The organism is Methanoculleus chikugoensis (genome assembly GCF_019669965.1).
GTDB lineage: Archaea > Halobacteriota > Methanomicrobia > Methanomicrobiales > Methanoculleaceae > Methanoculleus > Methanoculleus chikugoensis.
Genome location: NZ_AP019781.1, coordinates 1131844 through 1154985, shown reverse-complemented (window position 1 = coordinate 1154985; position 23142 = coordinate 1131844). Strand labels below are relative to the sequence as shown.

Genomic DNA, 23142 nt, shown 5'->3' with positions numbered 1-23142 from the left:
CCCGGTCACGGCAGCATTGCGGCCGTAAGGTGTTCCATCAGGCGGAACGGGTCGGACGAGACGATCGGAGTCCCGGCATAGAATTCCATCCCTCCGATATCCGACGTCCGGGAATGGAGGTCGCCCCGGTCGACAACCCAGGTGACATAATACCCCTCCTCCCCGAGCGGGGGCATGTAGACCGCCGCGTTGAAACTCTGCACCCCGATGTTGCGGTAACACTCGAACACCTTTGCGAGAGCCGGGGCGATATCGTGCGGCGACTCCGTGACGATTGCAACCTCGTGCTCCTTTCTCGGGGCGAGGTGCGCCATGATACGGGCGCCCCTGTAGACGAGCCCGAGTCCGACGGCGGTGTGGGCGGCGAAGAGGTCGTCGTAGTACTCGCTCCCGTAGCGGCACCGGTACTCATCGCGAACCCGCTCAAGACGTGACGGAGCGGCATACGGAAGGTGCGTGAGCAGCACCTGGGCATGGTTGTGCACGATGCTCGCCCCCGCACGCCAGAGGAAGTTCCAGATGACGAAGGGGTAGACCGCCCGGGGGTCGGTTCGGTTCGCGTCCTGGCACCACCGGATGGCCACGCTGATCATATCGGCGACCTGCGGTTCGCTGGTGACGTAGGGGTCGTCCTCTTTTGCGATGATGACGGCGTGGAGGTAGTCGTACTTGGCGATGTTGCTTGCCGTGACCCAGTGGTCGCCGTCGATCCGCCCGAACGTATCGGCCGGCGTCTCCTCGAGGGGGTTTGCGAACGGACCTTCCGCTGAGAGCACCGAAAGATCCCGCGTCTCCTCGGCGCGCGGCGTCAGCACCGGCCGGCGTGCCCGAACGGAGTTAAAAAGCGTGCTCTCGCCGGTCTGGTTATTGGTCACCCTCACGATCTGCTGTGTCTCGATATCGCCGTACTTCTCCCGCACCCACTCGCGCATCCCGTCAGTGAGGACCAGGTGTCCGGGTTCGACGTACCAGGAGTATATCCGCGAGACGAGGGCCTCCGTCTCCGGTGCGAGTTCCTTCACGATGCCCGGCAATCGGGTGATATCAAGCCGTACCATGGAGTCCCGGTATACCGGCCTTCCACCGATAAAGATTCGCATCGGCCGGGGATGACCGCGAGACAGCCCGACCGGGGTGAACCGTTCCCGGTCACGGCCCCGGCGCGCCATGAGGCGCGAAATGCAAGATTTATTGGTAACGGGCGCAGAATGTAATCTAAATACACGGGATTCAGCTAAATAGCACCTCCACTAACAGATTCTACCGGCAGCAGGAAATGGCATTCTTTGATAAGTTCCGGACGAACGTCGACGGGTTACAGCAGGCGAAGGACTATCCCGGCCTGGTTGCGGTTCTGAACAGCGATGACCCCCGTAACCGTGCCGATGCAGCGCGGGCTCTCACCGCTCTCGGGGTTCCCGCCATCCCGGATATCCTCAGGGCGCTCGAACATGCCCGTCCCGCGTCATGTGCCCGGATGGTCGAATCCCTCGTTTCGGTCGGCGCACCGTCTATCCCGCTGCTCCTCGCCCTGATCCTCCGGGCCAGCCCCGGCCTGCAGGCATCCATCAGCCGCGCAATCGCGGAGACGGACAACTCGATGGCCGAGACGCTGCTGCCCGCCCTGCACCACGACCAGCCGGCAATCCGGCGTGCCACGGTGATCGCCCTCCAGGGGATGGGCAGGAAGGCAATCCCCCCTCTCACGAAAGCGCTCCACGACAGCAACCGTTCGGTGCGGAGAGAGGCCGCAAACGTGCTCGCCTCAATGCAATGGTCGCCCGACGAAGTCCCGGAGAAGGTGCAGTTCTACTACCTCCGGGAAGACTGGAAGGAACTCGCCAAACTCCAGGGAGCCGCCGTCCCGGCCCTCCTCAAAGCCCTGGCGAGCGACGACCCCCGGGTACGGAGCGAGTCGGCGCGAACCCTCGGGAAGATCCGTGACTCCCGGGTTGTCCCGCCGCTCATCAAAGCGGTAAAAGACCCCCGGCCGGACGTCCGCATACGTGCCGTCGAGGCGCTCGGGGAGGTCGGCGACGACCGGGCGAAACCCCCGCTGGCCGATGCCCTCAACGATCCCCACCACCAGGTGCGGATGGAAGCGGCATGGGCCCTCGGCAAACTGGGCTGGGTGCCGCAAAGCGACCTGCAGAGGGCGGAATACCTGATCGCAGGCGAACAGTGGAAAGAGCTGGTCAGGATGGGAGGACCGGCCATCCCGCCGCTCATCCGGGCGCTGGGGATCGGGTACTCGGGTGTTCGCACCGGTGCGAGCGAAGCGTTGCGGCAACTGGGGCAGCCCGCACTCAGCGCCCTGAAGATGGAAGCCGCGTTGAAAGACCCCGAACGGAGACAGCGGGCCCTGGCTGCCCTCGAGTACATCCGGCAGCGCCAGGAAGAAGTGTCCCGGACAAAGCCCGCACAGGAGGACGCCTCCAGATACAAGGAAGAACTCAAAGAGGGGCTTGCTATCCAGAAACGGTTCGAGAAGCAGTTCGGGCGCCCGAACTACGCCCCGGACGAACGGGTCAAAAAACCCTCGCCGCCGGCCGGCGACGAGATGCAAAACGAGCCCGAGCAGCCCATAGAAGAGACACCAAAAGAGCCTGAAATGGCCGTAAGCCTCAGCGACCTCATCAGGGAGAGCCAGCAGGCGGAGGCTGCGTGGGCACAGGTCAAGGCACGCTGGAAGGCCGGTATCCCGGCGGCTTCCGAGAGTGCGATCTCGCTGGATCAGCTCATTCCGATTGAGTTCGAGCAGGAGATCTTCAGGATCGGCGAGGCCGAAGAGGAGGAGCAGTTTGCCTACCGGCCCGAGGAGGAGGACCGGGAGCCGCAGGAACTGGAGATCCCACAGATCCCGAGGGAGACGGTTGAACCGCCGGAACCCCTCGAACCGCTCCCTGAAAAGACGCCGCTCGAAAAGTGCCTTGAAGCGCTCAGGAGCAGCGACGCCAGCATCCGGGCTGCGGCGGTCGCCGCGCTCCAGGGCATGGGGAAGGAGGCGGTCGGATACCTCATCGAAGCGTTAACCGACCCCCACTACGGCGTCCGCATCGCCGCCGCGGAAGCGCTCGGCGAGATCGGGGATCCGGATGCCGTCGAGGCGCTGGTCCAGGCACTCGGTGACGCGAGAGAAGACGTGCGGATCGCCGTCATCTCGGCGCTCGGTCGTATCGGCGACCGACGCGCAGTTGGGCCGCTCATTCACCTCTTCCGCGACCGGTACCACGGCGTCCGGGTCGCTGCGGCGGATGCCGTCGCGGAGTTCGGCCGTGGCGCGCTCAAGGAACTCGAAGAGGCACTGAACGACCCCTTACCGGTCGTCCGGGTGACCGCGGCGAAAGCGATAGGGCTCGTCGGCGCAACCGGGTCGATCCCGCTCCTCATCACGTACCTGGGAGATACAGCGCCGGATGTCCGGTGGAGCGTTGCCCGGGCCCTGAGCACCTTCGGCGCCATGGCGATCGATCCGCTCTTCCTTGTGCTGAGAACGGGCAACAAGGAGGTGCGTCTTGCCGCAATCGATGCCCTCTGGGAGATACCGGACGAGCGTGCAGCCGACGTTCTGCGCTACGCTCTCGATGACGAAGACGAGGAAGTGAGGACAAAAGCTGCGGCCGCCCTCAGAAAACGGCAGGTGATAGATGTCTGGCGGAGGACGCTCGGCAGCCAGGTCGAGGAGGAGGAGTGCACCCCGAAGAAGACGAGGAAGGTCCGGCTGGAGGAGAAGAAGGCGTTCGAGCAGTCGGGCCAGCAGGATATCGATACGCTGATCAGGGCGCTCAAGGACAAGGACTGGAACACGCAACTCGGTGCCGCTACACGCCTCATCATGATGGGGCGCCCTGCCGTGGACGCCCTCATCCGTGCACTCAGGGACGAAGACCCGGATATCCAGTCTGCTGCGGCCAGTATCCTCGGTGACATGCGCGAGACCGCGGTCACGCCGCTCATGGATGCCCTGCGCGACAGCGACCGGTTCGTCAGGCTCGTTGCCGCCCGCAACCTGGGCCGGATCGGGAACAAACGGGCTATCGAAGCCCTGATCGGCTCCCTGCACCGGGAACCCGACGCCGAGGTCCGGGCAACCGTGGCGGAAGCCCTTGGGTACATGGGAAGCAAGGAGGCGATCGAGCCGCTGGCCCTGGCACTGCAGGACCGGGATGAGGGAGTCAAGATTGCCGCCGCGCGGTCGCTCGGCTACATCGGGGATCTCAGCGCCCTGGAACCGCTGGTCATGGCGCTTCACGACGTGGACGACCGGGTCAGGTACGCCGCGCTTGAGGCCCTGAAGAATCCCGGCGACACGATGCGCCGTCACCTGATCGACGCTCTTCGCTCGGGGGACGAGACGTTCCGGGCAGGGGTCGCCGAGGCGCTGGAAGCGGGCGGCTGGAGACCGGAGACCGGCGAAGAACGGACGATCCACCTCATGGCGCGGGGGAGGTGGGCCGATGTGGAATGGCTCGGCGCCGACGCGCTCCCGGTGCTTGCGGAAGCGCTCTCCGATCCGTTGATCGAGGTGCGGACGAATGCCGTCCGGGCTATCGACCGGATCGGGGGAGAAGACGCTGTCGCCCCGCTCATTCAGGCACTCGGGGACGATGCCCTTGCGGTCAGAAAACGGGCTGAATGGGCCTTGATCCAGATGGGCGAGGCGGTGCTCCCGGCACTCGACCTGGCGGAGAGCGAAGAAGCACAGCCGGAAGGCCGGGAAGGGCTGCAGCGGATCATCGAGGAGATCCGCAAAGAGACGGGGAGGACCTAAGATATCCGCCCGGCTTCCTTCCGGTAGTCGTACTCGTGGTGCCAGCGGTCCTCCGGTCTCGGTATGCCGGCCTTCCACCGGTAAAGATTCGCGTCGGCCGGGGCAGGATCAGGAACGCCGGAAGATAAGATATCGGTCCCGCCTGCAACCGCGGCATGCTGCAAACCATGAAATGCAAGATTTATTGGCAACGAATAACTAATAGAATCTGAATAGACGGAGATCCGGCTGAACGCCACCTCTGACAACGCACTCTACCTACTGCAGAAATGGCATTCTTTGATAAATTCCGGACGAGTATCGAGGGGTTACGGCAGACGGCGGATTATCACAGCCTGATTGCGGTCCTGGACGGTGAAGAACCCGGTAGCCGCGTCGATGCAGCGCAAGCTCTCTCTGCCCTCGGGGTTTCCGCCGTCCCCGACCTTCTCAAGGGACTCGAGAATGCCAACCGCATCTCACGGGCCCGGATGCTCGGGGCGCTGGCTTCGGTCGGCGCTCCATCCATCCCCCTGCTCCTTGCCCTGACTCTCAGGGCAAGCCCTACCCTGCAGGCATCCATCACCCGCGCAATCGCGGAGACAGGCGACTCGATGTTTGAAGCGCTGCTGCTCGCGCTGCACCACAAGCAACCGGCGGTCCGGCGCGCCGCGGTGCTAGCTATCCGGGGAATGGGCAAAAAGGCGATCCCGCCGCTCGTTGAAGCATTCCACGACAATAATTACCCGGTCCGGAAAGAGGCTGCCGGCGCGCTTGCCGCGCTGCGGTGGGTGCCCGACGAACTCCCGGAGAAGGTGTGGTATTACTTCCTCCTGGAAGACTGGACGGAACTCGCCAAACTCCAGGCGGCAGCCGTCCCGGTCCTCTTCAAGGGCCTCGGCAGCAAAGAGCACCGGATCCGGAGCGAGTCGGTACGAGCGCTCGGGAAGATCCGCGACTCCCGGGTCATCCCGGCGCTTATCAGGGCGCTGGAAGACCCGCAGATGGACGTCCGTGTACGTGCTGCCGAGGCGCTCGGGGAGATCGGCAACGACCGGGGGAAACCCGCCCTGGTCGAAGCGCTCAACGATCCCTGCCATCCGGTGCGGATGGAGGCGGCCTGGGCGCTGGACCGGCTGGACTGGATTCCGGAGAGCGATCTGGAACGGGCGGGGTACCTGATCGCAAAGGAGCAGTGGAACGAACTTATCCGGATGGGAAGGGCGGCCATCCCACCGCTCATCCGGGCGCTGGAGGTCGAGTACTCGGGTGTCCGCACCGGCGCGAGCGAAACGATGCGGCAACTGGGACAACCCGCGCTTGATGCCCTGCACGCGGTGATGAATTCGGGCAGTCCCGAGATCCGCGAGCAGGCAACTGTTGCGCTGGATTACATCAGGTCGCGCAACGAGGAGAACTCCCTGGCAAGGCCAGTACAGACTGCGCCTTCCAATTACGACCGGGAACTCAGAGAGGGGCTTGCCGCCAAGAAGCGAATCGAAGACCACTTCGGATCGACCTCCCGGCCACACAGTCGGCCGGCTCATCGCGGGCCGCCAGCACGGGCGGAGGAGGTGCAACCGGCCGACGAGGGGGAGGAGAACACCCTCGCGCCGGAACCCGTCGCCCAACAATCGGAAGATGCCGGAGAGGTCGGGAAGCTCCTCGAGGAGAGACCGGAGACCGAAGAGGCATGGGCCGGAGAGAAGATCCAGCCGGGATCGAGGAGACCGGTCTCGCTGGACGAACTCGTCCCGGATACGGGCGTTGAACAGGAGACCGGTGATGAGAAGCGCACAAAAGAGGAGAGACCCGCTCCTGCAACGCGGGAGAGGACGATCCTGCCGGAACCACGCACCTCCGCCGCACCTCCGGAGCAGGCACCGGGGAAGGCATCGCTCGAACGGTGCCTCAACGCCCTGCAGAGCGACGACGCGGATATTCGGGCCGCGGCGGTTACAGCGCTACGGAGCATGGGAACGCCGGCGGTCGAGTACCTCATCGCCGCACTCTCCGATCCGCACGACGCGGTCAGGATCGCCGCCGCGGAAGGGCTCGGCGAGATCGGCGACGAAAACGGCGTCGACGCGCTGGTTCTCCTCACCGGTGACGCCGAGCAGGATGTCCGCAGTGCCGCTGCCGCCGCGCTCGGACGGATCGGGGATGCGTGTGCGGTCGGCCCGCTCATACGACTGTTCGGCGACAGGTACTCCAGGGTCCGGTCCGTCGCAGCCGAGACCGTTGCGGCGTTCGGGCCGGATGTGCTTGAGCCGCTGGAAGCGGCACTCGAGGACCCGGTGCCGGTAGTCCGGTTGACGGCGGCGAGGGCGATCGGGATCGTCGGGAACCCCCGGTCGATACCGCTCCTCATCAGGCATCTTGAAGACCCCGCCCGGGAGGTCAGCGTGACTGCCGCCCGGGTTCTCGGGGGATACGGGAACCTCGCAGTCGAACCGCTCGCGGCAGTGCTGCGCGAAGGAGATAAGGCAGGGCGCCTCGCAGCAGTCGATGCCCTCGGGGGGATTGAGCCGGGGAGAGCGGACGAGGCACTGGCATACGCCCTGAGCGACGAGGACCAGGAGGTCCGGGAAAAAGCGGCTACCATACTCATGAGACGGCGCGCAGCGAACATGTGGCAGAGCACCTTCGGCAACAGGGCCCGGGAGGAGAAAGAGGTCTCCATGAAGAGTTCCGTCGGACAGGCGGGCCGGGAAGAGATCGATACGCTCATCACTGCGCTCAATGACAGGTCGGTGGAGGTGCAGGCGTCTGCTGCCACCCGGCTTATCGCGATGGGGCGGCCGGCCGCCGAAGGGCTGCTCCGGGTGCTCAAGGACGATGACCCGGAGTTGCAGCGCGCCGCCGCCGGGGTTCTCGGCGAGATGCGCGAAGCGGCAGTCGAACCGCTCATGGACGCCCTGAACGACACAGACCGGTTCGTCCGGCTGGTTGCTGCCCGAAACCTGGGCAATATCGGAGACGCACGGGCCATCGAGGCCCTGAGCGGATCCCTGAAGAGCGAACGCGACAGCGCGGTCCGGGCGGCCGTGGCGGAAGCCCTCGGGTACATGGGAAGCAGGGAGGCGATCGAGCCGCTGACACTGGCGTTGCAGGACCGGGACGAGGCGGTCAAGGTTGCCGCCGCGCGGTCGCTCGGCTACATCGGGGACCTTCGCGCCCTCGAACCGCTCATCGGGGCCTTGAGCGATGTGGACGACCGGGTCAGGTACGCCGCACTCGAGGCCCTGAAGGATCCCGGCGACACGATGCGCCGCCACCTGATCGACGCTCTTCGCTCGGGGGACGAGACGTTCCGGGCAGGGGTCGCCGAGGCGCTGGAAGCGGGCGGCTGGAGACCGGAGACCGGCGAAGAACGGACGATCCACCTCATGGCGCGGGGGAGGTGGGCCGATGTGGAACGGCTCGGCGCCGACGCACTTCCGGTACTTGTGGAAGCGCTCTCCGATCCGTTGATCGAGGTGCGGACGAATGCCGTCCGGGCTATCGACCGGATCGGGGGAGAAGACGCTGTCGCCCCGCTCATTCAGGCACTCAGGGACGATGCGCTTGCGGTCAGAAAACGGGCCGAATGGGCCCTGATCCAGATGGGCGAGGCGGTGCTCCCGGCACTCGACCTGGCGGAGAGCGAGGAAGCGCAGCCGGAAGGCCGGGAAGGGCTGCAGCGGATCGCGAGAGAGATCCGCGCGAAAGAGACGGAGAAGAGTTAGGGCAGCCGCCCGGCTTCTCTCCAGTAGTCGTACTCGTGGTGCCAGCGATCCTTGTTTGCCGTGACCAGCGCCCGCATCCCCTCGAGCATCGCAGCGTGGAGTTCCTCCTGATCAGGATAGGTCTCCTTCTTCTCGATGGCTCTTGCGAGTTTTCTCCCGAGCTCGTAGGCCCGCCCCTCCGCAGGCACGATCGTCTCCGGGTCGCCGCCGAGAACCACGCCGACGCCGCCCACGGTGTTCGCGCCCAGGGTCTGCAGAACCCGGTTCAGGTACGCCACGACCTCGTCCGCCCCGGAGCCGCCTGCCGTGGAGACGGCGCACCCGTACTTCCCGATGAACATCTGGCAGTGGATGGCGTCCGCCATCCGGTCGAGCATCGTCTTTATCTGGGCGGTGACCGAGTTGATGTAGTTGGGCGACCCGAGAACAATCCCGTCGCTATCGAGCATCTTTTGGTAGAGTTCGGCAAAATCGTCTTTCCTGACGCATTCCCCCCGCTCGTAGCAGACCGTGCACCCGATGCAGTACTCGATCCGGAGCTTCGCGACATCCACGAGTTCCACCTCCGCTCCGGCGCTCTTTGCCCCGTCGAGGACGGCCTGAACGAGCCGGAGCGTCTGGCTCCTTGAGGCGCGGGGACTTCCATTTATCCCAAGTATCTTCATCTCATCTCCTCCTGCCTATAAACCCGTATCCCGGATAACCCTTTACCCGCAGCCTTACGGGATGTCGTGCGTGACGTCGATCTCGGCGTGATACTGCCGGTCACAGTCGCCGGGGAGTGGGTTGGTGGTGAATATCTTCGTCTCGCCCGCCTGGAACCGGGGAGCGAGAACGGTCTCGGTCGCCCGGATCATGCTGCTCTGGTCGTCGATGAGCATGAACCGGATGACGACGTTTCTCGCGGGGCCGTCACCGTCGTTGGTCACCGTTCCCGTCACGGTCCAGTAGCAGGATCCGTCGGTGCGCATTCGCTTCTCGGGCGTGGTGACGCTGGCCGAGAACGACGGTTTCGGCCCGGCGGGGGAGTAGGTGGTATAAGCGCCCGGTGTCGCCTCCGGGGTCGGGTCCTCCGGCTCCGGCTCCGCGGAATCCCCCATGCAGCCCGCCGTGACGGCAGCGCCGAAGAGGCAGCCGAGGAGGATAAAGATTACAAAATTCCTTCCCGGAAGAGGGTCTCTCTCCATGATGGTTCATCGACCGGCGGGTATATAACGGATGCGAAAACGCATCCGGGCGGGGAACGATTTATCTGCTCTCCGGACAATGGCCGGGACGATGATCAGGGAGACGGGAGAAACCGCCGGGAGGGTGTTGGTCTGCAACGCCGTGACCGGGGAGATGGAGGAGGTCGAGAGGGTCGTCAGATCCGACGAGGAGTGGCGGCGCCGCCTGACGCCGGAAGAGTTCTCCATTGCCCGGAAGGCGGGCACGGAACCGGCTTTCACCGGGAGGTACCACGACTGCAAGGAGGACGGCCTCTACGTCTGCGTCTGCTGCGGCAACCACCTCTTCTCCTCGAAGACGAAGTTTGAGTCAGGGACGGGCTGGCCGAGTTTCACAAAACCGGTCTCCGGACGGAACATCAGGACGGAACCCGACACCCGGTTCTCCATGAACCGGACGGAGGTGCTCTGTCGGCGGTGCAACGCCCACCTCGGCCACGTCTTCGACGACGGGCCGCCGCCGACCCATACACGTTACTGCATGAACTCGGCGTCGCTCCGATTCGTGCGGCAGAAGGATCTCCCCGGCCGGCGCGAATGATTATCCGGGAGCGGCGCCGACCCACTGATCAGTGACCGCCCAACCATCCCCCTGGGACGAGGACTACCGGAGGCGGGGAAACCTCTGGGGAGGAGCGCCAGCGCCGCTCCCGGAGATTCCTGCCGATGCCGCCGTCCTCGAGGTCGGCTGCGGAAACGGCAAGACCCTCGAAGCCCTCGCCCGGCGATCCTCGCGCGTGACCGCGGTCGATATCTCTCCCGAGGCCGCCGCCCTCGCCCGGCGCCGCCCGGCGACGGCGGAGATCGGTCTTGCCGTAGCCGACGCCCAGCACCTGCCGTTCCGGGACGAGGCGTTCGATGCGGTCTTCCTGGTCCACGTCGCCGGCCACCTCCCCGCGCAGGGCAGAAAGGCCGTGGCCTCCGAGGCCGTCCGGGTGCTCAGGCCCGGCGGGACGCTCTTCTTCAGGAGTTTCTCCGTCGAGGATATGCGCGCCGGGAAGGGGACGGAGACGGAGCCGTGGACGTTCCGGCGGGGCGAGGGCATCATCACCCACTACTTCACCGAGGCCGAGACGGCGGAACTCTTCGCGCCGCTCGTGGCGGTCTCGGTCCGGACGCACCGCTGGCGGATGCGGGTCAGGGGGGAGGACCTCCCCCGGGCCGAGGTGGAGGCGGTGTTTCGCCGGGAGGGGTAGAGAGGGTTCTGCACTCAGGGCGGCCGGATCCCGGTCTGAAAGGTACGTATACTTGAGGTTGACACGAACCACTTTCTCCCTTCGCCCCGATGCACTGGACAGTGGGGATATCGCCATTGCGGGAACGCCGCTCCGGAGAACGACGTCCTGAAAGGACGGAGTTCGAGAAACCCGCAGGGTTTCGAGGCGTGAGCGATAGCGAGCTTGAGCACCGCAGGTGCGAGGGCGCATCCCCCCGGTCTCTCCCCATTGAGGATGAGGTCGTCCCAAAAGACAAACTCTGGACTCGAAGACCTTTGGTCCTCTCATTCTCCGTTCCGTTGGAACGTCGCACTCTCCGGGCCATCGCATCCTGCAGACTGTCGTTCCCATCGGAATATCGCATAACCCCATGCACGGATTTCCATCGCCTATCGCCACGCACTGCCTGCCCCCTTGGGGGCGGGAGGAGCGCGAAGCGCGGGTGGTGGGGGTTACAGATGTCCGAGTACAAGGTAGAGACAGGGGAGGGGGGCACGCCCCCTCCCCGCGAGCCGCCTCCCCCAATGGCGATACCCAATGGAAAGCCGTTTCACCCTCAACGCCTAGAATAGGCCTCATATGGCAGATTTCTAGGAATTATGCTCTCCGATTAGGGTATGCCGAAGGTTTGGATGAGAAACCCGAAGGGTTTCGATTCAGGATCTCGAGCACCGGCGGGCGGCAGGCCACCACCGTCCACTGCACAGGGACAGGCGGGAATAGATACGGTACTCCCATAAGATTACGCTCCCGGGCACAAACACCAAAAGGGCGCGGGCCGGCGGCGCCGGCGCCCCACGGTCGGCCACGCCCTCCACCCCTCCAGCGGCCGGAACCGGGGATAGACATACCTTTTTACCCGCCCGAACCGACTTATACGTACCTGAATACGGAGGATGCGCGAACCGCGCCGGTCGGTGCGGCTGCTCCCGGGCCCCTCCGTGCAGCATGGTCAATCTTTTTTGACATTCGGACACAACAACAGATGAGGAAGAGAGGTCATGTGTATTGCAATGCCCGCTGAGGTACTCGAGATAAAAGAGGGCAACATCGGCGTCGTCGACTTCGGCGACCTGCAGCAGGAGGTCAGGCTCGACCTCGTCGACGTGAAGGTCGGGGAGTTCGTGCTCGTCCACGTCGGGTTTGCCATCCAGCGCCTCAGCAGAGAGGAGGGGCTTGAGACCCGCGAGGTCTTCAGGCAGGTCTACGCCGCGATGGAGGAGTAATGCACGAGTACAGCATCGCCTACGACATCTACACGACCGCCCGCCGGGCTGCGATCGAGAACAACGCAAAAGAGGTGAAGTGCGTCTCTGTAGATGTCGGCAAACTGGCGATGGTGAACCCCGAACAGGTAGCGTTCCTCTTCAACGTCATCATCGAGGACGACCCGCTCTTATCGGGGGCACAACTCTCGTGCCGGGACGTCGAGGCACGCACCCGCTGCTCCTGCGGCTACGAGGGGGACGAGCGGTTTGTCTGCCCCGGGTGCGGGAAACTCCCGGAGATCGTTGCAGGAATGGAAATTGTAGTCACCAACATCGAGATAGAAGTGGACGAAGAATGAAAGTCAACCTCATGCACGGTGCCGGCGGCGAAGTGATGGGCGAGCTCCTGCGCGTCATCACCAACCTCGAGCACAACAACGCCGGCGGGATCGGGCTCGAATCGCTGGACGACGGCGCAGTCATCCCACTGAACGGTCAGAACATCGTCTTCACGACCGACAACCACGTAGTCTCGCCGATCTTCTTCCCCGGAGGGGATATCGGGCGCATCGCCGTCTGCGGAACCATCAACGACCTCGCGATGATGGGCGGGCGGCCGATCGCGCTCTCGTGCGGCATGGTCATCCCCGAAGGCTTCGAGGTCGCCGACCTCGAGCGGATCGTCGCGTCGATGGACGCAGCACTCGGTGAGTGCGGGGCGAGCCTCGTCACGGGGGACACCAAGGTGCTTGAGCGGAGCGCGCTCGACACCATCGTCGTCAACACCGCCGGCATCGGCGTCGCCGAGCGGGTGGTGCGGGACAACGGCCTTCAGCCCGGAGATACGATCATCGTCAGCGGCACCATCGGCGACCACGGCATCGCCATCATGGCCCACCGCGAGGGGTTCGATTTCGGCGGCCAGATCAAGTCCGACGTCGCTCCCCTCTGGCCGCTCGTCGAGAAGGCGCTCGCCGCCGGGGACATCCACGCCATGAAAGACCCGACACGAGGCGGGTTTGCAAACGCCATCAACGAGATGACGAGAAAGAGCGGCGTCGGCGTCGTCATCGAGGAGGAGGCTCTCCCCTTCCGGGCAAGCGTCCGGAGCGCCGCCGGGATGCTCGGCCTCGACCCCCTCGAGGTGGCGAACGAGGGCAAGGTCGTGATGGGGGTCGCGCCCCATGATGCGGAGGCCGTCCTCGCGGCGCTCCGGAGCCACCCCTACGGGCGTGACGCCGCGATCGTCGGCGAGGTCGTCGAAGGCTCGAACGTGGTCATGCGCACCGCCATCGGCGGAGAGCGGTTCATCGAACCGCCGGTCGGCGACCCGGTTCCGCGTGTCTGCTGAAAGACACGACATTTTTTTGCATCGCCCGGACGTGACCCGCGCCTGTCATATACGATAAACGCCGTGAGCACTCTTATGGAGAGGCATGAAACGATGACGGAGGAGGCGGGCATCGAGGTGCGCCTGGTGAACGTCTGGGACGTTGAGACGATCGCCGATCTCTACCGGGCCGGCGGCTGGTGGGACGAGCGATGGGATCCTGCCGACCTCACCGCCCTCATCGAAGGGAGTTTCGCCTTCGTCGTCGCCGTCGACCGGACGACCGGCAAAGCGGTCGGCATGGGCAGGGTGATCTCGGACGGGGTCTCGGACGGCTACGTCCAGGACCTGGTCGTCCTCCCCGGGTACCGCGGCCACGGCATCGGAACGATGATCTTATCTGCACTGCTCGATTACTGTACGGCTAAAGGTGTCGCCTGGGTCGCCCTCGTCGCCGAACCCGGAACCGAGCCGTTCTACACCGCGCTCGGTTTCCGGAGGATGGAAGGGCACACACCCATGCGGTGGTATCCACAAGACTGATGAGACATGCTGAGATTTGCCGACTTCAAACCCGTGAGCCTGGACGATCGCGACCTCTTCTCAAGGCACTACCGGCAGTACCCCCAGGTGCACAGCGACAACACGTTCGCAAACATGGTCTGCTGGAACCACTACGCTGACTACCGCTTCGTAGAGGTCGAAGGTTCGATCGTCCTCTCGAGCACCATCGACGGCGTGACGGCGTTCCGGATGCCGATCGGCCCGAGAAACCCGGATCTCCTCGAGGACGTCATCGACCTCGCACTCCGGGAGGGGAACGATATACCGTTGCGGGTTCTCGACCCGGCAAACGAGGAGTGGCTCCGGGAGGCCTACCCGGACCTCCCGCTGCACGAGAACCGGGACTTCTTCGACTACGTCTACCGGACCGAAGACCTCGCCGAACTCGCCGGGAAGGACTACGCCACCATCCGCCGCCAGGTCAACCGGTTCGGGCGGGAATACGCGTATACCGTCGAGAAGATCACGGAGGAGAACATCGAGGAGGTCTGGGAGTTCCTGGTCGTCTGGTGCGAGTGGCGGGACTGCGACTCCGAACCCCTTCTTGCTTACGAAAAAGACGCCATCCTCTTTGCCGCGAACAACTTCTTCGCCACCGAACTCGAGGGATGGCTCGTCAGGATCGGCGGCACCATCGGGGCGATATCGATCGTCGGGCCGGTCAACGAATCGATGGCGGTCGTCCACTTCGAGAAAGCCCTTCCCGAGACCTACCGCAGCATCTACAAGGTGATCACGACCGAGACGGCGGCCGGGCTCCGGAACCGCTACCGCTACGTCAACCGGGAGTGCGATATGGGCGTCGCCGGGCTCCGGGAGTCGAAGACGCGCTACCATCCCGCGTGCATGGTCAAGGTCTACTACGTGACCCGGGACGACCTGGAGGCGTGCTGCCGATGAACGCCGACCTGGTGCTCCGGAACGTGACGCTCCCGACGGGCCGGAGCGCCGATATCGTCGTCGCCGGCGGTATCGTCCGGCACGTCGGTGCGCCGGTGCGTGCCGACGAGACGATCGACTGCACCGGGTACACCTGCCTCCCCGGTGCGATCGACATGCACGTCCACATGCGGGGAGGAATGCAGGCCGGGAAGGAAGACTGGCGGACGGGGACGACGAGCGCGGTCGCCGGCGGGGTGACGGTCGTCGTCGACCAGCCGAACACAGTCCCCCCCCTGACCACGCCCGAACTCCTCCGGGCACGCATCCGCGAGGCGGAGGAGCGGGCCGTATGCGGGTTCGCGGTGAACGCGGGCGTCGTGCCGGGGGCCGATCTTGACGGGATGTGGAAAGCCGGCGCGATGGCCTTCGGGGAGACCTTCGCCGCTCCGTCGAGTTACGGCGAGGGGCTCGATGAAGAGACGCTCAAGGAGTTGTTTGCCAACATCCACGCCCTCGGGGGGGTCGCGACCGTCCACGCCGAGGAGGTCTCCGGCCGGGCACCGGCGACGCTCGCCGACCACGACCGCGCCCGGTCCGGCGAAGGAGAGGCACGGGCCGTCCGGACGATCTCGGCCCTCGCCCCGGCAGGGCTGCGGCTCCACTTCTGCCACCTCAGCACCGCCGCCTCAGTCAGGGCCGCGCGCGGCACGGTGGAGGTGACGCCGCACCACCTCTTCCTCTCGCGTGAGAACTTCGATCCGGACGAGACCAGAGCACGGGTGAACCCCCCCCTCCGGGACGAGGTGACCCGGCGCAATCTATGGTCGTGCTGGGACAGGATAGACGTCGTCGCCTCGGACCACGCCCCGCACACGTTTCAAGAGAAGGGGGTGCCCTTCGAGACCGCGCCCTCCGGCATCCCCGGGGTCGAGACGATGGTGCCGCTCCTGATGGCGGCGGTGCAGCAAGGCCGGATCACCCTTGCCTCGGTTATCGAGAAGACGTCGTGGAGACCCGCAGCCATCCTCGGCATCCCGCGCGCGGGATTCGAGCCGGGCGACCGGGCGGACTACGCCCTCTACCCGGACGAGATCACCCGGATCGACGCCTCCCACCTCCACGCAAAGTGCGGCTGGTCGCCGTTCGAAGGGCTCGACGCGATCTTCCCACAAAAGGTGGTCGTCGGGGGAACGCGGGCCTACGCCCACGGCGATCTCCGGGAAGCCTGTGCAGCGTGGTATCCCGGGCAAGGATATTTATCTTTGCAGAATAAATAATACAAGGCCGATAAAGCGCACCTTATAGGTCCCCGGGTGATCATCTGGCGAGACGCCCGGACATGATCCGCGGGACAACCCAGGTGCGCGACAGGCACGCCCGGCATATGGGTTCGATCGGGTGAGGAACGGCAAAAGCCGCCTGTGAACACCGATCGTTAGTGTCGGGCGACATCCCTTCGAGAGGACTTTTCTCATGGAGACCTACGTCGATGCCGTCGCCGAGACCCCGCACGGGGTGACGATCACGCTCGATGTCACGGCGGGTGCAAAACGATCGGCGTTTCCTGCCGGCTACAACGAGTGGCGCAAAAGCATCAAGTGCCAGATAACGGCCCCCGCCGTCGGCGGGAAAGCGAACCGCGCTATCACCGACCTCCTCGCGGAGATATTCGGCGTCTCCCGCGCCGACGTGACCATCATCGCCGGACACACGTCTTCCTCGAAGACCGTGGCAATCGCCGGCGTATCGAGATCTCATGCTCTCGCGTGCCTGGAGACCGCCGGGACCTGACCCGGTGCGGACAGGAAAAGCGGGATACCCGGGACAGAACGGCTTTTGCCGTGAACGAGCGATACAGAACGACGTGGAAAAATGCTCTCCATCAGGGGCATAGCCCGGGATTCATCTTTTAAAAAAACTTGCGCCGAACTCGCCATCTGATTTAAGTAATTGCACCCTAGATATATGATTAACCCGTACGTCCGCGCAGATCAAAACCCATGCGGGTACGGCATCAGGCTTATCCATACAAAAGGAGGCAAGACTCCATGTACTCACCGGATACCACAAAGTATCTTATTCATCTTATCCTGCAGATCGAGGGGGTGGTAGATAAACCCGACGTAGTGGGCGCCATCTTCGGCCAGACCGAGGGGTTGCTCGGCGAAGACCTCGACCTGCGCGACTTACAGAGAACCGGCCGCGTCGGCCGGATCGATGTTCAGATCACCACGAAACGAGGAGAGACAAAAGGCGAGATACTCATCTCGTCTTCACTCGACCGGGCTGAGACCGCGCTCCTCGCCTCGTCGCTCGAGACGATCGACCGGGTCGGGCCGTGCACGGCGCACGTGAAGGTCGACCGGATCGAGGATATCCGGGTGACCAAGCGGCGCAGGATCGTCGAGCGCGCCAAAGAACTCCTCCTCGAAGACTTCGACGAGGGCTCCATCAACAGCGACGAACTCCTCGACGAGGTCAGGGAGACCATCAGGATCGAGAAACTCGAGTACCTCGGCGAAGAGAAGGTGCACGCGGGGCCGAACGTCATGGACTCCGACGCCATCATCCTCGTCGAGGGGCGGGCCGACGTCATCAACCTGCTCCGTTGCGGGATCAAGAACGCCGTTGCGGTCGAAGGAACCAACGTCCCACGCATCATCGTCGATCTCTGTTCGCAGAAGACCGTGACGACCCTGCTCGACGGCGACCGGGGCGGAGAACTGATCCTTCGCGAGCTCCTCCAGGTCGCCGAGATCGACTTTGTGGCCTACAGTCCCCGCGGAAAGAGCGTCGAGGAGATGAGCCGCAAAGAGATCGTCAAGGCGCTCCGGAACAAGGTGCCCGCAGTGGGGGTTATCGACCAGCCTCCCGCCGACGAGAAGAACGAGGGGGCTGCACGCGCAGCCCGCGCCGGGATTCGGGCTCCCACCGATGCGGACGAGAACGAGCAGTCGCCGCGCCGTGAATGGGGCCCAAAGCCCCCCTCGACGCTCGGGGAACATATGGCCGACGTCCGGGACAAAAAGATTGCGCGGTTCCTCTCACCGGACTACACCGTCCTCCTGGAATCCAACGCAACCGATGTCGAAGGCGCACTCCAGAACCTGAACGGCGATGTCGAGGGGGTTGTCGTCGATCGTATCATCGACCAGAAACTCCTCGATCAGCTGGGGGGGAGGGACCTCGAGTTCGTGGCTGCCCGGGACTTTAAGGGGATAATAAAGCGCCCGCTCTCCATAAGACTCATAAAGATAGGGTGACGGTTATCCCCGGTGCAAATTTATATATATTTATATCCACCATTTTTATCTCTGGGAGAGAATATGCACAAGGAAGAGTTGATAGCCTTACATGGGATTCTTACTGAGATTAAAGACTTTTTTGAGTTGCAGAACCCGGAGTTGAAATTTTCCCAATATTACGCGTTGAAGATAGACCCTTCTCAGGTGCATAAGAGCAAGATGGAACATAAGTATGCGATATTCGTGCTCGGCACGGAACTTGCGAACGCCATGAAGGACGTGGAGTTCTCGTCATCCGGCCGGATCTCCGCCCGGATGAAGGAACTTGCCGAGAAGACCTTGAAAGAGATAGAATATCTCCAATAAGAATGTTATGCAGGGCCGGAGGCCCCCTGCCCCCGCCCCTCTCCTTCAGGCACGCATCTCGCGCTCGCGCTCGATGAGGTATCGGGCGAGCAGTTTCGGGATGGGCGCCGCCATGCAGTGCCAGTTCGGCGTCCCGTTCACCTCGAGGACGGTGTACCCCTCGCGATCGAGGAGGAGATCGACCCCGCAGTAGTCGATCCCGATCGCCGCCGCCGCCGCCTCGGCAGTGGCGCGCATCTCCTCGTCGATCGCGACCGGCATCCCGATCCCGCCCTGGTGGATGTTGTGCATCAGGGTATCGGAGACCCGGGCTATCGCACCGACGGCCTCGCCGCCGAGGACGAAGACGCGGAAGTCCCGGTCGTTCTTCACGTACTCCTGCAGGTACCAGGGCCCCGGCCCGAGTTCACCGGGCCCCGTCACGAGCCGGATACCGTTTCCGTCATACCCATAGAGCGGTTTGTAGACAATTTTCCCGTGCCGCTGGAGGAATTGCCGCGCCTGCCCCTCGGACTGCGTGTAGACCGTCTCGGGCGTCCTCACATTGTTTGCGAGGAGGAGTGCCGTCGTCATCACCTTGGATGCACAGGCAACGATACTTTCGGGCGTGTTGATCACCCGGTTATTGAGCGAGAGCACGTTTAAGGTCTCGAACTGGTGCCCGTCCTGCCGGATACCGCAGACCCATATGAGTTCGTTCTCAAGCCCGGAGTCGAGGGAGTTGACTGCGCCGAGATCGAGAACCCCGTATCGGGCATCGGCTCTCTCCAGTTCACGCATAACAGCGCCGGTCGAGTTGTCGTCCGGCGTATCGGTCGGTTTTGGTACGATGTGGATCATGCGCCTCACATCCCGCTCCCGGAACGGCAGTTCACGGTCGGGGAATTTTCAGTACCATTTTGTACCTTGACGGATATAATCGGTAGGGAAGGTAACATGCAGAAGAGCCGGGTATGTATCATCGGGTGCGGAAACCCCCTCATGGGGAACGACGGGGCAGGGATCTCGGTGATGCACCTCTTCGACGGGAGATTGCCCGGTGTGGATGCGATCGACGGCGGCACCGGCGGGTTTGGTCTGATCCCGCTGATGGAAGGTTACGAACAGGTGGTTATCGTCGATGCGATGGTGGGTATCGGCGACCGCATCGGAGAAGTCCGTACATTTGAAGTCCCGCCGTCGTGGGATATCCCGGTATACGCGCTCCACGACATCGGGATCGGCGAGGTGGTGACGCTTGCCCGGGAACTCGGGTATGCCGGAGAGATCGTGACCGTCGGGATTGAAGTAGGCGAGATCCAGGCATTCAGCAGGGATATCGATCCGGAGGTTGTAGAGGGGATCCAGATTGCCGAGCAGAAGATCCTCACCATCCTCAGGGAGTGGACCGGTGATCAGGAGAGCAGATCATAGATAGGCGTCACCATACCACCTGAATTACTGCGTATCGACTCCCCTTCGTGTGGATATAAATAACAAGATTTATCATATACCACTGAGCTAAAAGTCTCTGAATGCAACTGCCACGCGGCCGGTTCCATCGTCTAATCAAATCCACGACAACCCGCGCCCTGACAAATGAGATTAACGCAGAACGGTTCACCGGGATCTGCACAATTGTTCTGGGTAGCGAGAGCGTTATCCTTGTGCTGAACGACGGTGAGGTTGTGCTTGCCGAATATGGGGGCATGAAAGGGCAGCACGCACTGGACACGGTGTTAGATGGCGGAGAAGACGAGGTGGCGGCAGAACTGAACCTTCTGACGCCCGAACAGGTACGGCTCGCTCTGGAGTTCAATTCCCCGTTTACGATAGGGACGCCCGGGAGATCCGGCCGGCCGTCGGCGGGGAGAGGTGCTCCGGGAGGAGCAACGCCACCTGCCGGACCGAAGGGTGTCGGTGCGGTCTCTTCATCCAGGCGTCGTCCGAAACCGACCGCAGAGGTGCATCATATTCCCATGCCGGGAGTGAAACCCGCACAGGAGACGGCCGAGGCGTCTCAATCGGGAGGTGACGAGATCGATGCGCTCGTCCAGAACATGGAAGAGATGGACGTCGAGCAACTGGTCGGCAGTTTCAAACTGAACTGCAAAGACATGCTCAAGAAGATCCACCTCGACCACCTCATCAAGGACAAAGAGACCTAAACTTCAGGAGCTGGTAACAGAATGGATTCAACAGGCACTATCCAGTTTTTCCTCATCCTCCTCACGATAATAACGGTAGCCGGTTTTACTGGCATTACGTACTACCTTGCGGAGTTATCCCGGGCAATCAAAGGGCAGGGTTCTCCCCAGGTTTCAGTAACGCCGGGGACGCCCCGGGGTCCGGATCTCGCCGAGCCAGTCTCCACGCCTCCCTCGAAGCCGATCGAGCCCGCGAAGATGGGAAGCCTTGAGGAGACGCTCGGTGCAATCAGCGAGAAATACAGTCTTGCATCCCTGACGCTGGCGACCGCAGACGGTCTGCTGATCGGCTCGACGAAGTCCGGCAGCGAGGACGAGGCCGCACGGTACAGTCATCTCTACGCACAGGGAAGATTGCACGACGAGGAAGGAGCGGAACTCCTTGGTTTTTCCTACCGCGGAGAGACGGTGGTCGGCATCGCCCACCCATCGGGGCATCTCTCCGGTGAACAGACGAACGCACTCGAGCACGATATCCGGGAAACCCTGCAGCACTGGGTGTAAGAGCGGGAAGATCAAAACAGCGAGTGATCACCATGGTAAAAGTATACACGATTGCGTCCGGTAAGGGCGGTACCGGCAAAACGACGGTCACAGCAAATCTGGGTCCGATGCTGGCCCAATATGGAAAGAAGACATGCATTCTGGATGCCGATGTCGGAATGGCGAATCTCGGGCTCATTCTCGGGCTTGAAAACCTCCCGGTGACCCTGCACGAAGTGCTGGCCGGCAAAGCGCGCGTCCGGGACGCCATCTACGACGGGCCGTTCGGCGTGAAGGTCGTCCCGTGCGGGCTCTCCCTCCAGGGCTTCCAGCAATCGAACCCCGACCGGCTCAAGGACATCATGACCGACCTCGTGAGCGAGTTCGAAATCCTGATCCTGGATGCTCCTGCAGGGATCAGCAGGGACGGCGTCATCCCGCTGACGATTGCCGACGGGGTGATTCTCGTGGTAAATCCCGAGATCTCCTCGATCGTCGACTCATTAAAGACAAAGATCCTGACCGAGACCGTCGGCGGGCATGTCGAAGGGGCGATCATCAACCGGGTCGCGGCCACCGGGAACGATTTCAACAGCGCACAGATGGAGAAACTCCTCGGGGTCCGGGTGCTCGGGATCATACCTGAAGACCCGAACATCCGGCGCGCATCTGCCGGGAGGTCGCCGATCGTGGTGAAGTACCCCTCGTCCGGTGCATCCCGTGCCTTCAAGCGCCTTTCCGCCGATATAGCCGGCATCGAGTACACCGAGGAAGAGACAAAACCTTCCCGGGAAGGCTTTGTCGACCGGCTTGCCCGTGCCCTCTTCCGGACGAAAGCGTGATCGTTGCGGTCGGCAAGACCTATCACGCTCATCACCCCCTTTCATCGATTCGTTTTCGCACGGAGAGCAATGCGGAGCCGACCCCGCCGATACCGGTCCCGGCTGCGTGAGGCGCCAGGGAGAGAGCGTCCTTCCCGCCGCCGCCGGCACGGTTATTTTTGCATGAACTCTAAAACGCCCTGTACAACCCTAGAATGAAGTAAAACGGCATAAAATCAGAAATATTCTTCTGCGTGAGAGATGCTCTTAGCGAACAAACTATATACTTTTAATAGCAGGAAGTGTTAACCACTCCCTGAGGCTCGCAATGGAGATACATGTGGATAAGGACGCGTGCGTAGGGTGCGGTCTCTGTGTCAAGGACTGCCCGATGCACGTGTACGAACTCCAGGACAACGTGAGTGTCGCGGTCAGGCCGAACAACTGCATGGGATGCCTTTCCTGCCACGAGATCTGCCCGGCTCAGGCACTCGAGCACCGGGGCATCTACGCCGCCCGGAGACACTACATCGACATCAAGGTCTGTGAAATGCTTCGGAAGGTGGTCTGATGAGCGCCGGATACATTGATGAGATGCACGAGGCTTTTCACTCCGATCTCGTCTACCGTGCCGAGGATATTCCCCTCGAGTGTTCACCGAAACCAAAAGAGTTGGAACATACGCTCCACGGCGTGATGAAACTCAACGGCCTCGTGATCAGGTCGCTTGAGGAGATCGCCGGCCGCGGGGCAAATGCCGTCACCTACCGCGCCGGGAAGAAGTTCGGTCACGAGGTCGCCCAGTACTTCCAGAAGCGCGAGGACGTGGAGGGAGCACTCCATGAACTCTCCGACCTGCTCCGGGGCCAGTACTCGTTCGAGGTCTGGAAGCCCGAGGACAAGGAGACGTTTATCATCGAGGAGAACGGCGAGACGTTCATCTACCTCGTCTTCCACGACTGCATCGTCCGCCAGACGCTCCGGCGCAACGGTCTCGACCAGGGCGGCCCGCTCTGCCAGACCCTCTTCGGGTACGTCGTCGGCGCGGTCGAGGAGATCACCGGCAGGAAAGCCAAACTGGAGATCGTTCACACCGGCCCGAACGCCTGCCTGAAGAAACTGATCCTGAAATGAGG

The 23142-nt window shown here is 63.2% G+C and carries 23 protein-coding genes; 19 read left to right on the top strand and 4 right to left on the bottom strand.

What is annotated here, in order from left to right; translation table 11 throughout:
• Window positions 1-5 precede the first annotated feature (5 nt).
• Window positions 6-1058 carry a hypothetical protein gene (locus tag MchiMG62_RS05915; RefSeq protein WP_221058347.1) on the bottom strand — a complete coding sequence of 351 codons (1053 nt, stop codon included), beginning with the start codon at window positions 1056-1058 and terminating at the stop codon, window positions 6-8.
• 218 nt (window positions 1059-1276) lie between these two features.
• Here MchiMG62_RS05915 and MchiMG62_RS05910 point away from each other — a divergent pair, with 218 nt between their 5' ends.
• Both MchiMG62_RS05910 and MchiMG62_RS05905 read left to right on the top strand, forming a co-directional pair.
• Complete coding sequence (locus tag MchiMG62_RS05910; RefSeq protein ID WP_221058346.1) at window positions 1277-4771, top strand: HEAT repeat domain-containing protein; 3495 nt, start codon at window positions 1277-1279, stop codon at window positions 4769-4771.
• 269 nt (window positions 4772-5040) lie between these two features.
• Window positions 5041-8478, top strand: a complete 3438-nt coding sequence (locus tag MchiMG62_RS05905; protein WP_221058345.1) for a HEAT repeat domain-containing protein — start codon at window positions 5041-5043, stop codon at window positions 8476-8478.
• On the opposite strand, the gene MchiMG62_RS05900 is transcribed toward MchiMG62_RS05905, so the two are convergent.
• Both MchiMG62_RS05900 and MchiMG62_RS05895 read right to left on the bottom strand, forming a co-directional pair.
• Window positions 8475-9143 (bottom strand): flavodoxin family protein, encoded by a 669-nt coding sequence (locus MchiMG62_RS05900; protein ID WP_221058343.1) that lies wholly within the window; start codon window positions 9141-9143, stop codon window positions 8475-8477. The genes MchiMG62_RS05905 and MchiMG62_RS05900 overlap by 4 nt on opposite strands.
• Window positions 9144-9197: 54 nt before the next feature.
• Window positions 9198-9665, bottom strand: coding sequence for an FxLYD domain-containing protein (locus tag MchiMG62_RS05895; RefSeq protein ID WP_221058340.1), 468 nt, complete (start codon window positions 9663-9665; stop codon window positions 9198-9200).
• Between the two features lie 91 nt (window positions 9666-9756).
• Here MchiMG62_RS05895 and msrB point away from each other — a divergent pair, with 91 nt between their 5' ends.
• From msrB to MchiMG62_RS05840, 11 genes are all read left to right on the top strand, one after another.
• Entirely contained in the window at window positions 9757-10245 is a 489-nt protein-coding gene (gene msrB / locus MchiMG62_RS05890; RefSeq protein WP_054847934.1) for a peptide-methionine (R)-S-oxide reductase MsrB, read from the top strand.
• A gap of 31 nt (window positions 10246-10276) precedes the next feature.
• Window positions 10277-10900 carry a class I SAM-dependent methyltransferase gene (locus tag MchiMG62_RS05885; protein WP_221058339.1) on the top strand — a complete coding sequence of 208 codons (624 nt, stop codon included), beginning with the start codon at window positions 10277-10279 and terminating at the stop codon, window positions 10898-10900.
• Between the two features lie 1022 nt (window positions 10901-11922).
• Entirely contained in the window at window positions 11923-12147 is a 225-nt protein-coding gene (locus MchiMG62_RS05880; protein WP_011843868.1) for a HypC/HybG/HupF family hydrogenase formation chaperone, read from the top strand.
• Entirely contained in the window at window positions 12147-12488 is a 342-nt protein-coding gene (locus MchiMG62_RS05875; RefSeq protein ID WP_221058337.1) for a hydrogenase maturation nickel metallochaperone HypA/HybF, read from the top strand. The genes MchiMG62_RS05880 and MchiMG62_RS05875 overlap by 1 nt, the downstream gene beginning before the upstream one ends.
• Entirely contained in the window at window positions 12485-13480 is a 996-nt protein-coding gene (gene hypE, locus MchiMG62_RS05870; protein ID WP_221058336.1) for a hydrogenase expression/formation protein HypE, read from the top strand. The genes MchiMG62_RS05875 and hypE overlap by 4 nt, the downstream gene beginning before the upstream one ends.
• A gap of 93 nt (window positions 13481-13573) precedes the next feature.
• A complete protein-coding gene (locus MchiMG62_RS05865) occupies window positions 13574-14002 on the top strand; it encodes a GNAT family N-acetyltransferase (RefSeq protein ID WP_221058668.1) in 429 nt (142 codons plus the stop codon).
• A 6-nt stretch (window positions 14003-14008) separates the two neighbouring features.
• Window positions 14009-14923: a DUF2156 domain-containing protein gene (locus MchiMG62_RS05860; RefSeq protein ID WP_221058335.1), complete on the top strand. Its 915-nt coding sequence runs from the start codon at window positions 14009-14011 to the stop codon at window positions 14921-14923.
• Window positions 14920-16182, top strand: a complete 1263-nt coding sequence (pyrC, locus tag MchiMG62_RS05855) for a dihydroorotase (protein ID WP_221058334.1) — start codon at window positions 14920-14922, stop codon at window positions 16180-16182. Before MchiMG62_RS05860 ends, pyrC begins: the two co-directional genes overlap by 4 nt.
• A 196-nt stretch (window positions 16183-16378) precedes the next feature.
• Complete coding sequence (locus MchiMG62_RS05850) at window positions 16379-16696, top strand: DUF167 domain-containing protein (protein WP_221058333.1); 318 nt, start codon at window positions 16379-16381, stop codon at window positions 16694-16696.
• Between the two features lie 257 nt (window positions 16697-16953).
• Window positions 16954-18168: a DNA primase DnaG gene (gene dnaG, locus MchiMG62_RS05845; RefSeq protein ID WP_221058332.1), complete on the top strand. Its 1215-nt coding sequence runs from the start codon at window positions 16954-16956 to the stop codon at window positions 18166-18168.
• Window positions 18169-18231: 63 nt separating this feature from the next.
• Window positions 18232-18516 (top strand): UPF0058 family protein, encoded by a 285-nt coding sequence (locus MchiMG62_RS05840; RefSeq protein WP_048112360.1) that lies wholly within the window; start codon window positions 18232-18234, stop codon window positions 18514-18516.
• A 45-nt stretch (window positions 18517-18561) separates the two neighbouring features.
• Here the strand turns inward: MchiMG62_RS05840 and MchiMG62_RS05835 are convergent, their stop codons facing one another.
• The gene (locus tag MchiMG62_RS05835; protein WP_221058331.1) at window positions 18562-19356 is read right to left on the bottom strand and encodes an ATP-grasp domain-containing protein; all 795 of its coding nucleotides are present in this window, start codon (window positions 19354-19356) and stop codon (window positions 18562-18564) included.
• A 96-nt stretch (window positions 19357-19452) separates the two neighbouring features.
• On the opposite strand from MchiMG62_RS05835, the gene MchiMG62_RS05830 reads away from it, so the two are divergent.
• From MchiMG62_RS05830 to MchiMG62_RS05805, 6 genes are all read left to right on the top strand, one after another.
• The gene (locus MchiMG62_RS05830) at window positions 19453-19929 is read left to right on the top strand and encodes a hydrogenase maturation protease (RefSeq protein ID WP_221058330.1); all 477 of its coding nucleotides are present in this window, start codon (window positions 19453-19455) and stop codon (window positions 19927-19929) included.
• 101 nt (window positions 19930-20030) lie between these two features.
• Window positions 20031-20663 carry a hypothetical protein gene (locus tag MchiMG62_RS05825; protein WP_221058329.1) on the top strand — a complete coding sequence of 211 codons (633 nt, stop codon included), beginning with the start codon at window positions 20031-20033 and terminating at the stop codon, window positions 20661-20663.
• 21 nt (window positions 20664-20684) lie between these two features.
• Window positions 20685-21206 (top strand): hypothetical protein, encoded by a 522-nt coding sequence (locus tag MchiMG62_RS05820; RefSeq protein WP_221058328.1) that lies wholly within the window; start codon window positions 20685-20687, stop codon window positions 21204-21206.
• Between the two features lie 32 nt (window positions 21207-21238).
• Window positions 21239-22027 carry a cell division ATPase MinD gene (gene minD / locus MchiMG62_RS05815; RefSeq protein ID WP_221058327.1) on the top strand — a complete coding sequence of 263 codons (789 nt, stop codon included), beginning with the start codon at window positions 21239-21241 and terminating at the stop codon, window positions 22025-22027.
• A 307-nt stretch (window positions 22028-22334) separates the two neighbouring features.
• Window positions 22335-22577: a 4Fe-4S dicluster domain-containing protein gene (locus MchiMG62_RS05810; RefSeq protein WP_048184822.1), complete on the top strand. Its 243-nt coding sequence runs from the start codon at window positions 22335-22337 to the stop codon at window positions 22575-22577.
• Window positions 22577-23140 carry a hypothetical protein gene (locus MchiMG62_RS05805; RefSeq protein WP_054848121.1) on the top strand — a complete coding sequence of 188 codons (564 nt, stop codon included), beginning with the start codon at window positions 22577-22579 and terminating at the stop codon, window positions 23138-23140. The genes MchiMG62_RS05810 and MchiMG62_RS05805 overlap by 1 nt, the downstream gene beginning before the upstream one ends.
• Window positions 23141-23142: the final 2 nt, after the last annotated feature.

What these genes read in the sequence shown, in the direction of transcription:
- MchiMG62_RS05915 (WP_221058347.1), bottom strand. Translation starts at nt 1,058, where the DNA reads ATGGTACGGCTTGATATCACCCGATTGCCGGGCATCGTGAAGGAACTC.
- MchiMG62_RS05910 (WP_221058346.1), top strand. Translation starts at nt 1,277, where the DNA reads ATGGCATTCTTTGATAAGTTCCGGACGAACGTCGACGGGTTACAGCAG.
- MchiMG62_RS05905 (WP_221058345.1), top strand. Translation starts at nt 5,041, where the DNA reads ATGGCATTCTTTGATAAATTCCGGACGAGTATCGAGGGGTTACGGCAG.
- MchiMG62_RS05900 (WP_221058343.1), bottom strand. Translation starts at nt 9,143, where the DNA reads ATGAAGATACTTGGGATAAATGGAAGTCCCCGCGCCTCAAGGAGCCAG.
- MchiMG62_RS05895 (WP_221058340.1), bottom strand. Translation starts at nt 9,665, where the DNA reads ATGGAGAGAGACCCTCTTCCGGGAAGGAATTTTGTAATCTTTATCCTC.
- msrB (WP_054847934.1), top strand. Translation starts at nt 9,757, where the DNA reads ATGATCAGGGAGACGGGAGAAACCGCCGGGAGGGTGTTGGTCTGCAAC.
- MchiMG62_RS05880 (WP_011843868.1), top strand. Translation starts at nt 11,923, where the DNA reads ATGTGTATTGCAATGCCCGCTGAGGTACTCGAGATAAAAGAGGGCAAC.
- MchiMG62_RS05875 (WP_221058337.1), top strand. Translation starts at nt 12,147, where the DNA reads ATGCACGAGTACAGCATCGCCTACGACATCTACACGACCGCCCGCCGG.
- hypE (WP_221058336.1), top strand. Translation starts at nt 12,485, where the DNA reads ATGAAAGTCAACCTCATGCACGGTGCCGGCGGCGAAGTGATGGGCGAG.
- MchiMG62_RS05865 (WP_221058668.1), top strand. Translation starts at nt 13,574, where the DNA reads ATGACGGAGGAGGCGGGCATCGAGGTGCGCCTGGTGAACGTCTGGGAC.
- MchiMG62_RS05860 (WP_221058335.1), top strand. Translation starts at nt 14,009, where the DNA reads ATGCTGAGATTTGCCGACTTCAAACCCGTGAGCCTGGACGATCGCGAC.
- pyrC (WP_221058334.1), top strand. Translation starts at nt 14,920, where the DNA reads ATGAACGCCGACCTGGTGCTCCGGAACGTGACGCTCCCGACGGGCCGG.
- MchiMG62_RS05850 (WP_221058333.1), top strand. Translation starts at nt 16,379, where the DNA reads ATGGAGACCTACGTCGATGCCGTCGCCGAGACCCCGCACGGGGTGACG.
- dnaG (WP_221058332.1), top strand. Translation starts at nt 16,954, where the DNA reads ATGTACTCACCGGATACCACAAAGTATCTTATTCATCTTATCCTGCAG.
- MchiMG62_RS05840 (WP_048112360.1), top strand. Translation starts at nt 18,232, where the DNA reads ATGCACAAGGAAGAGTTGATAGCCTTACATGGGATTCTTACTGAGATT.
- MchiMG62_RS05835 (WP_221058331.1), bottom strand. Translation starts at nt 19,356, where the DNA reads ATGATCCACATCGTACCAAAACCGACCGATACGCCGGACGACAACTCG.
- MchiMG62_RS05830 (WP_221058330.1), top strand. Translation starts at nt 19,453, where the DNA reads ATGCAGAAGAGCCGGGTATGTATCATCGGGTGCGGAAACCCCCTCATG.
- MchiMG62_RS05825 (WP_221058329.1), top strand. Translation starts at nt 20,031, where the DNA reads ATGCAACTGCCACGCGGCCGGTTCCATCGTCTAATCAAATCCACGACA.
- MchiMG62_RS05820 (WP_221058328.1), top strand. Translation starts at nt 20,685, where the DNA reads ATGGATTCAACAGGCACTATCCAGTTTTTCCTCATCCTCCTCACGATA.
- minD (WP_221058327.1), top strand. Translation starts at nt 21,239, where the DNA reads ATGGTAAAAGTATACACGATTGCGTCCGGTAAGGGCGGTACCGGCAAA.
- MchiMG62_RS05810 (WP_048184822.1), top strand. Translation starts at nt 22,335, where the DNA reads ATGGAGATACATGTGGATAAGGACGCGTGCGTAGGGTGCGGTCTCTGT.
- MchiMG62_RS05805 (WP_054848121.1), top strand. Translation starts at nt 22,577, where the DNA reads ATGAGCGCCGGATACATTGATGAGATGCACGAGGCTTTTCACTCCGAT.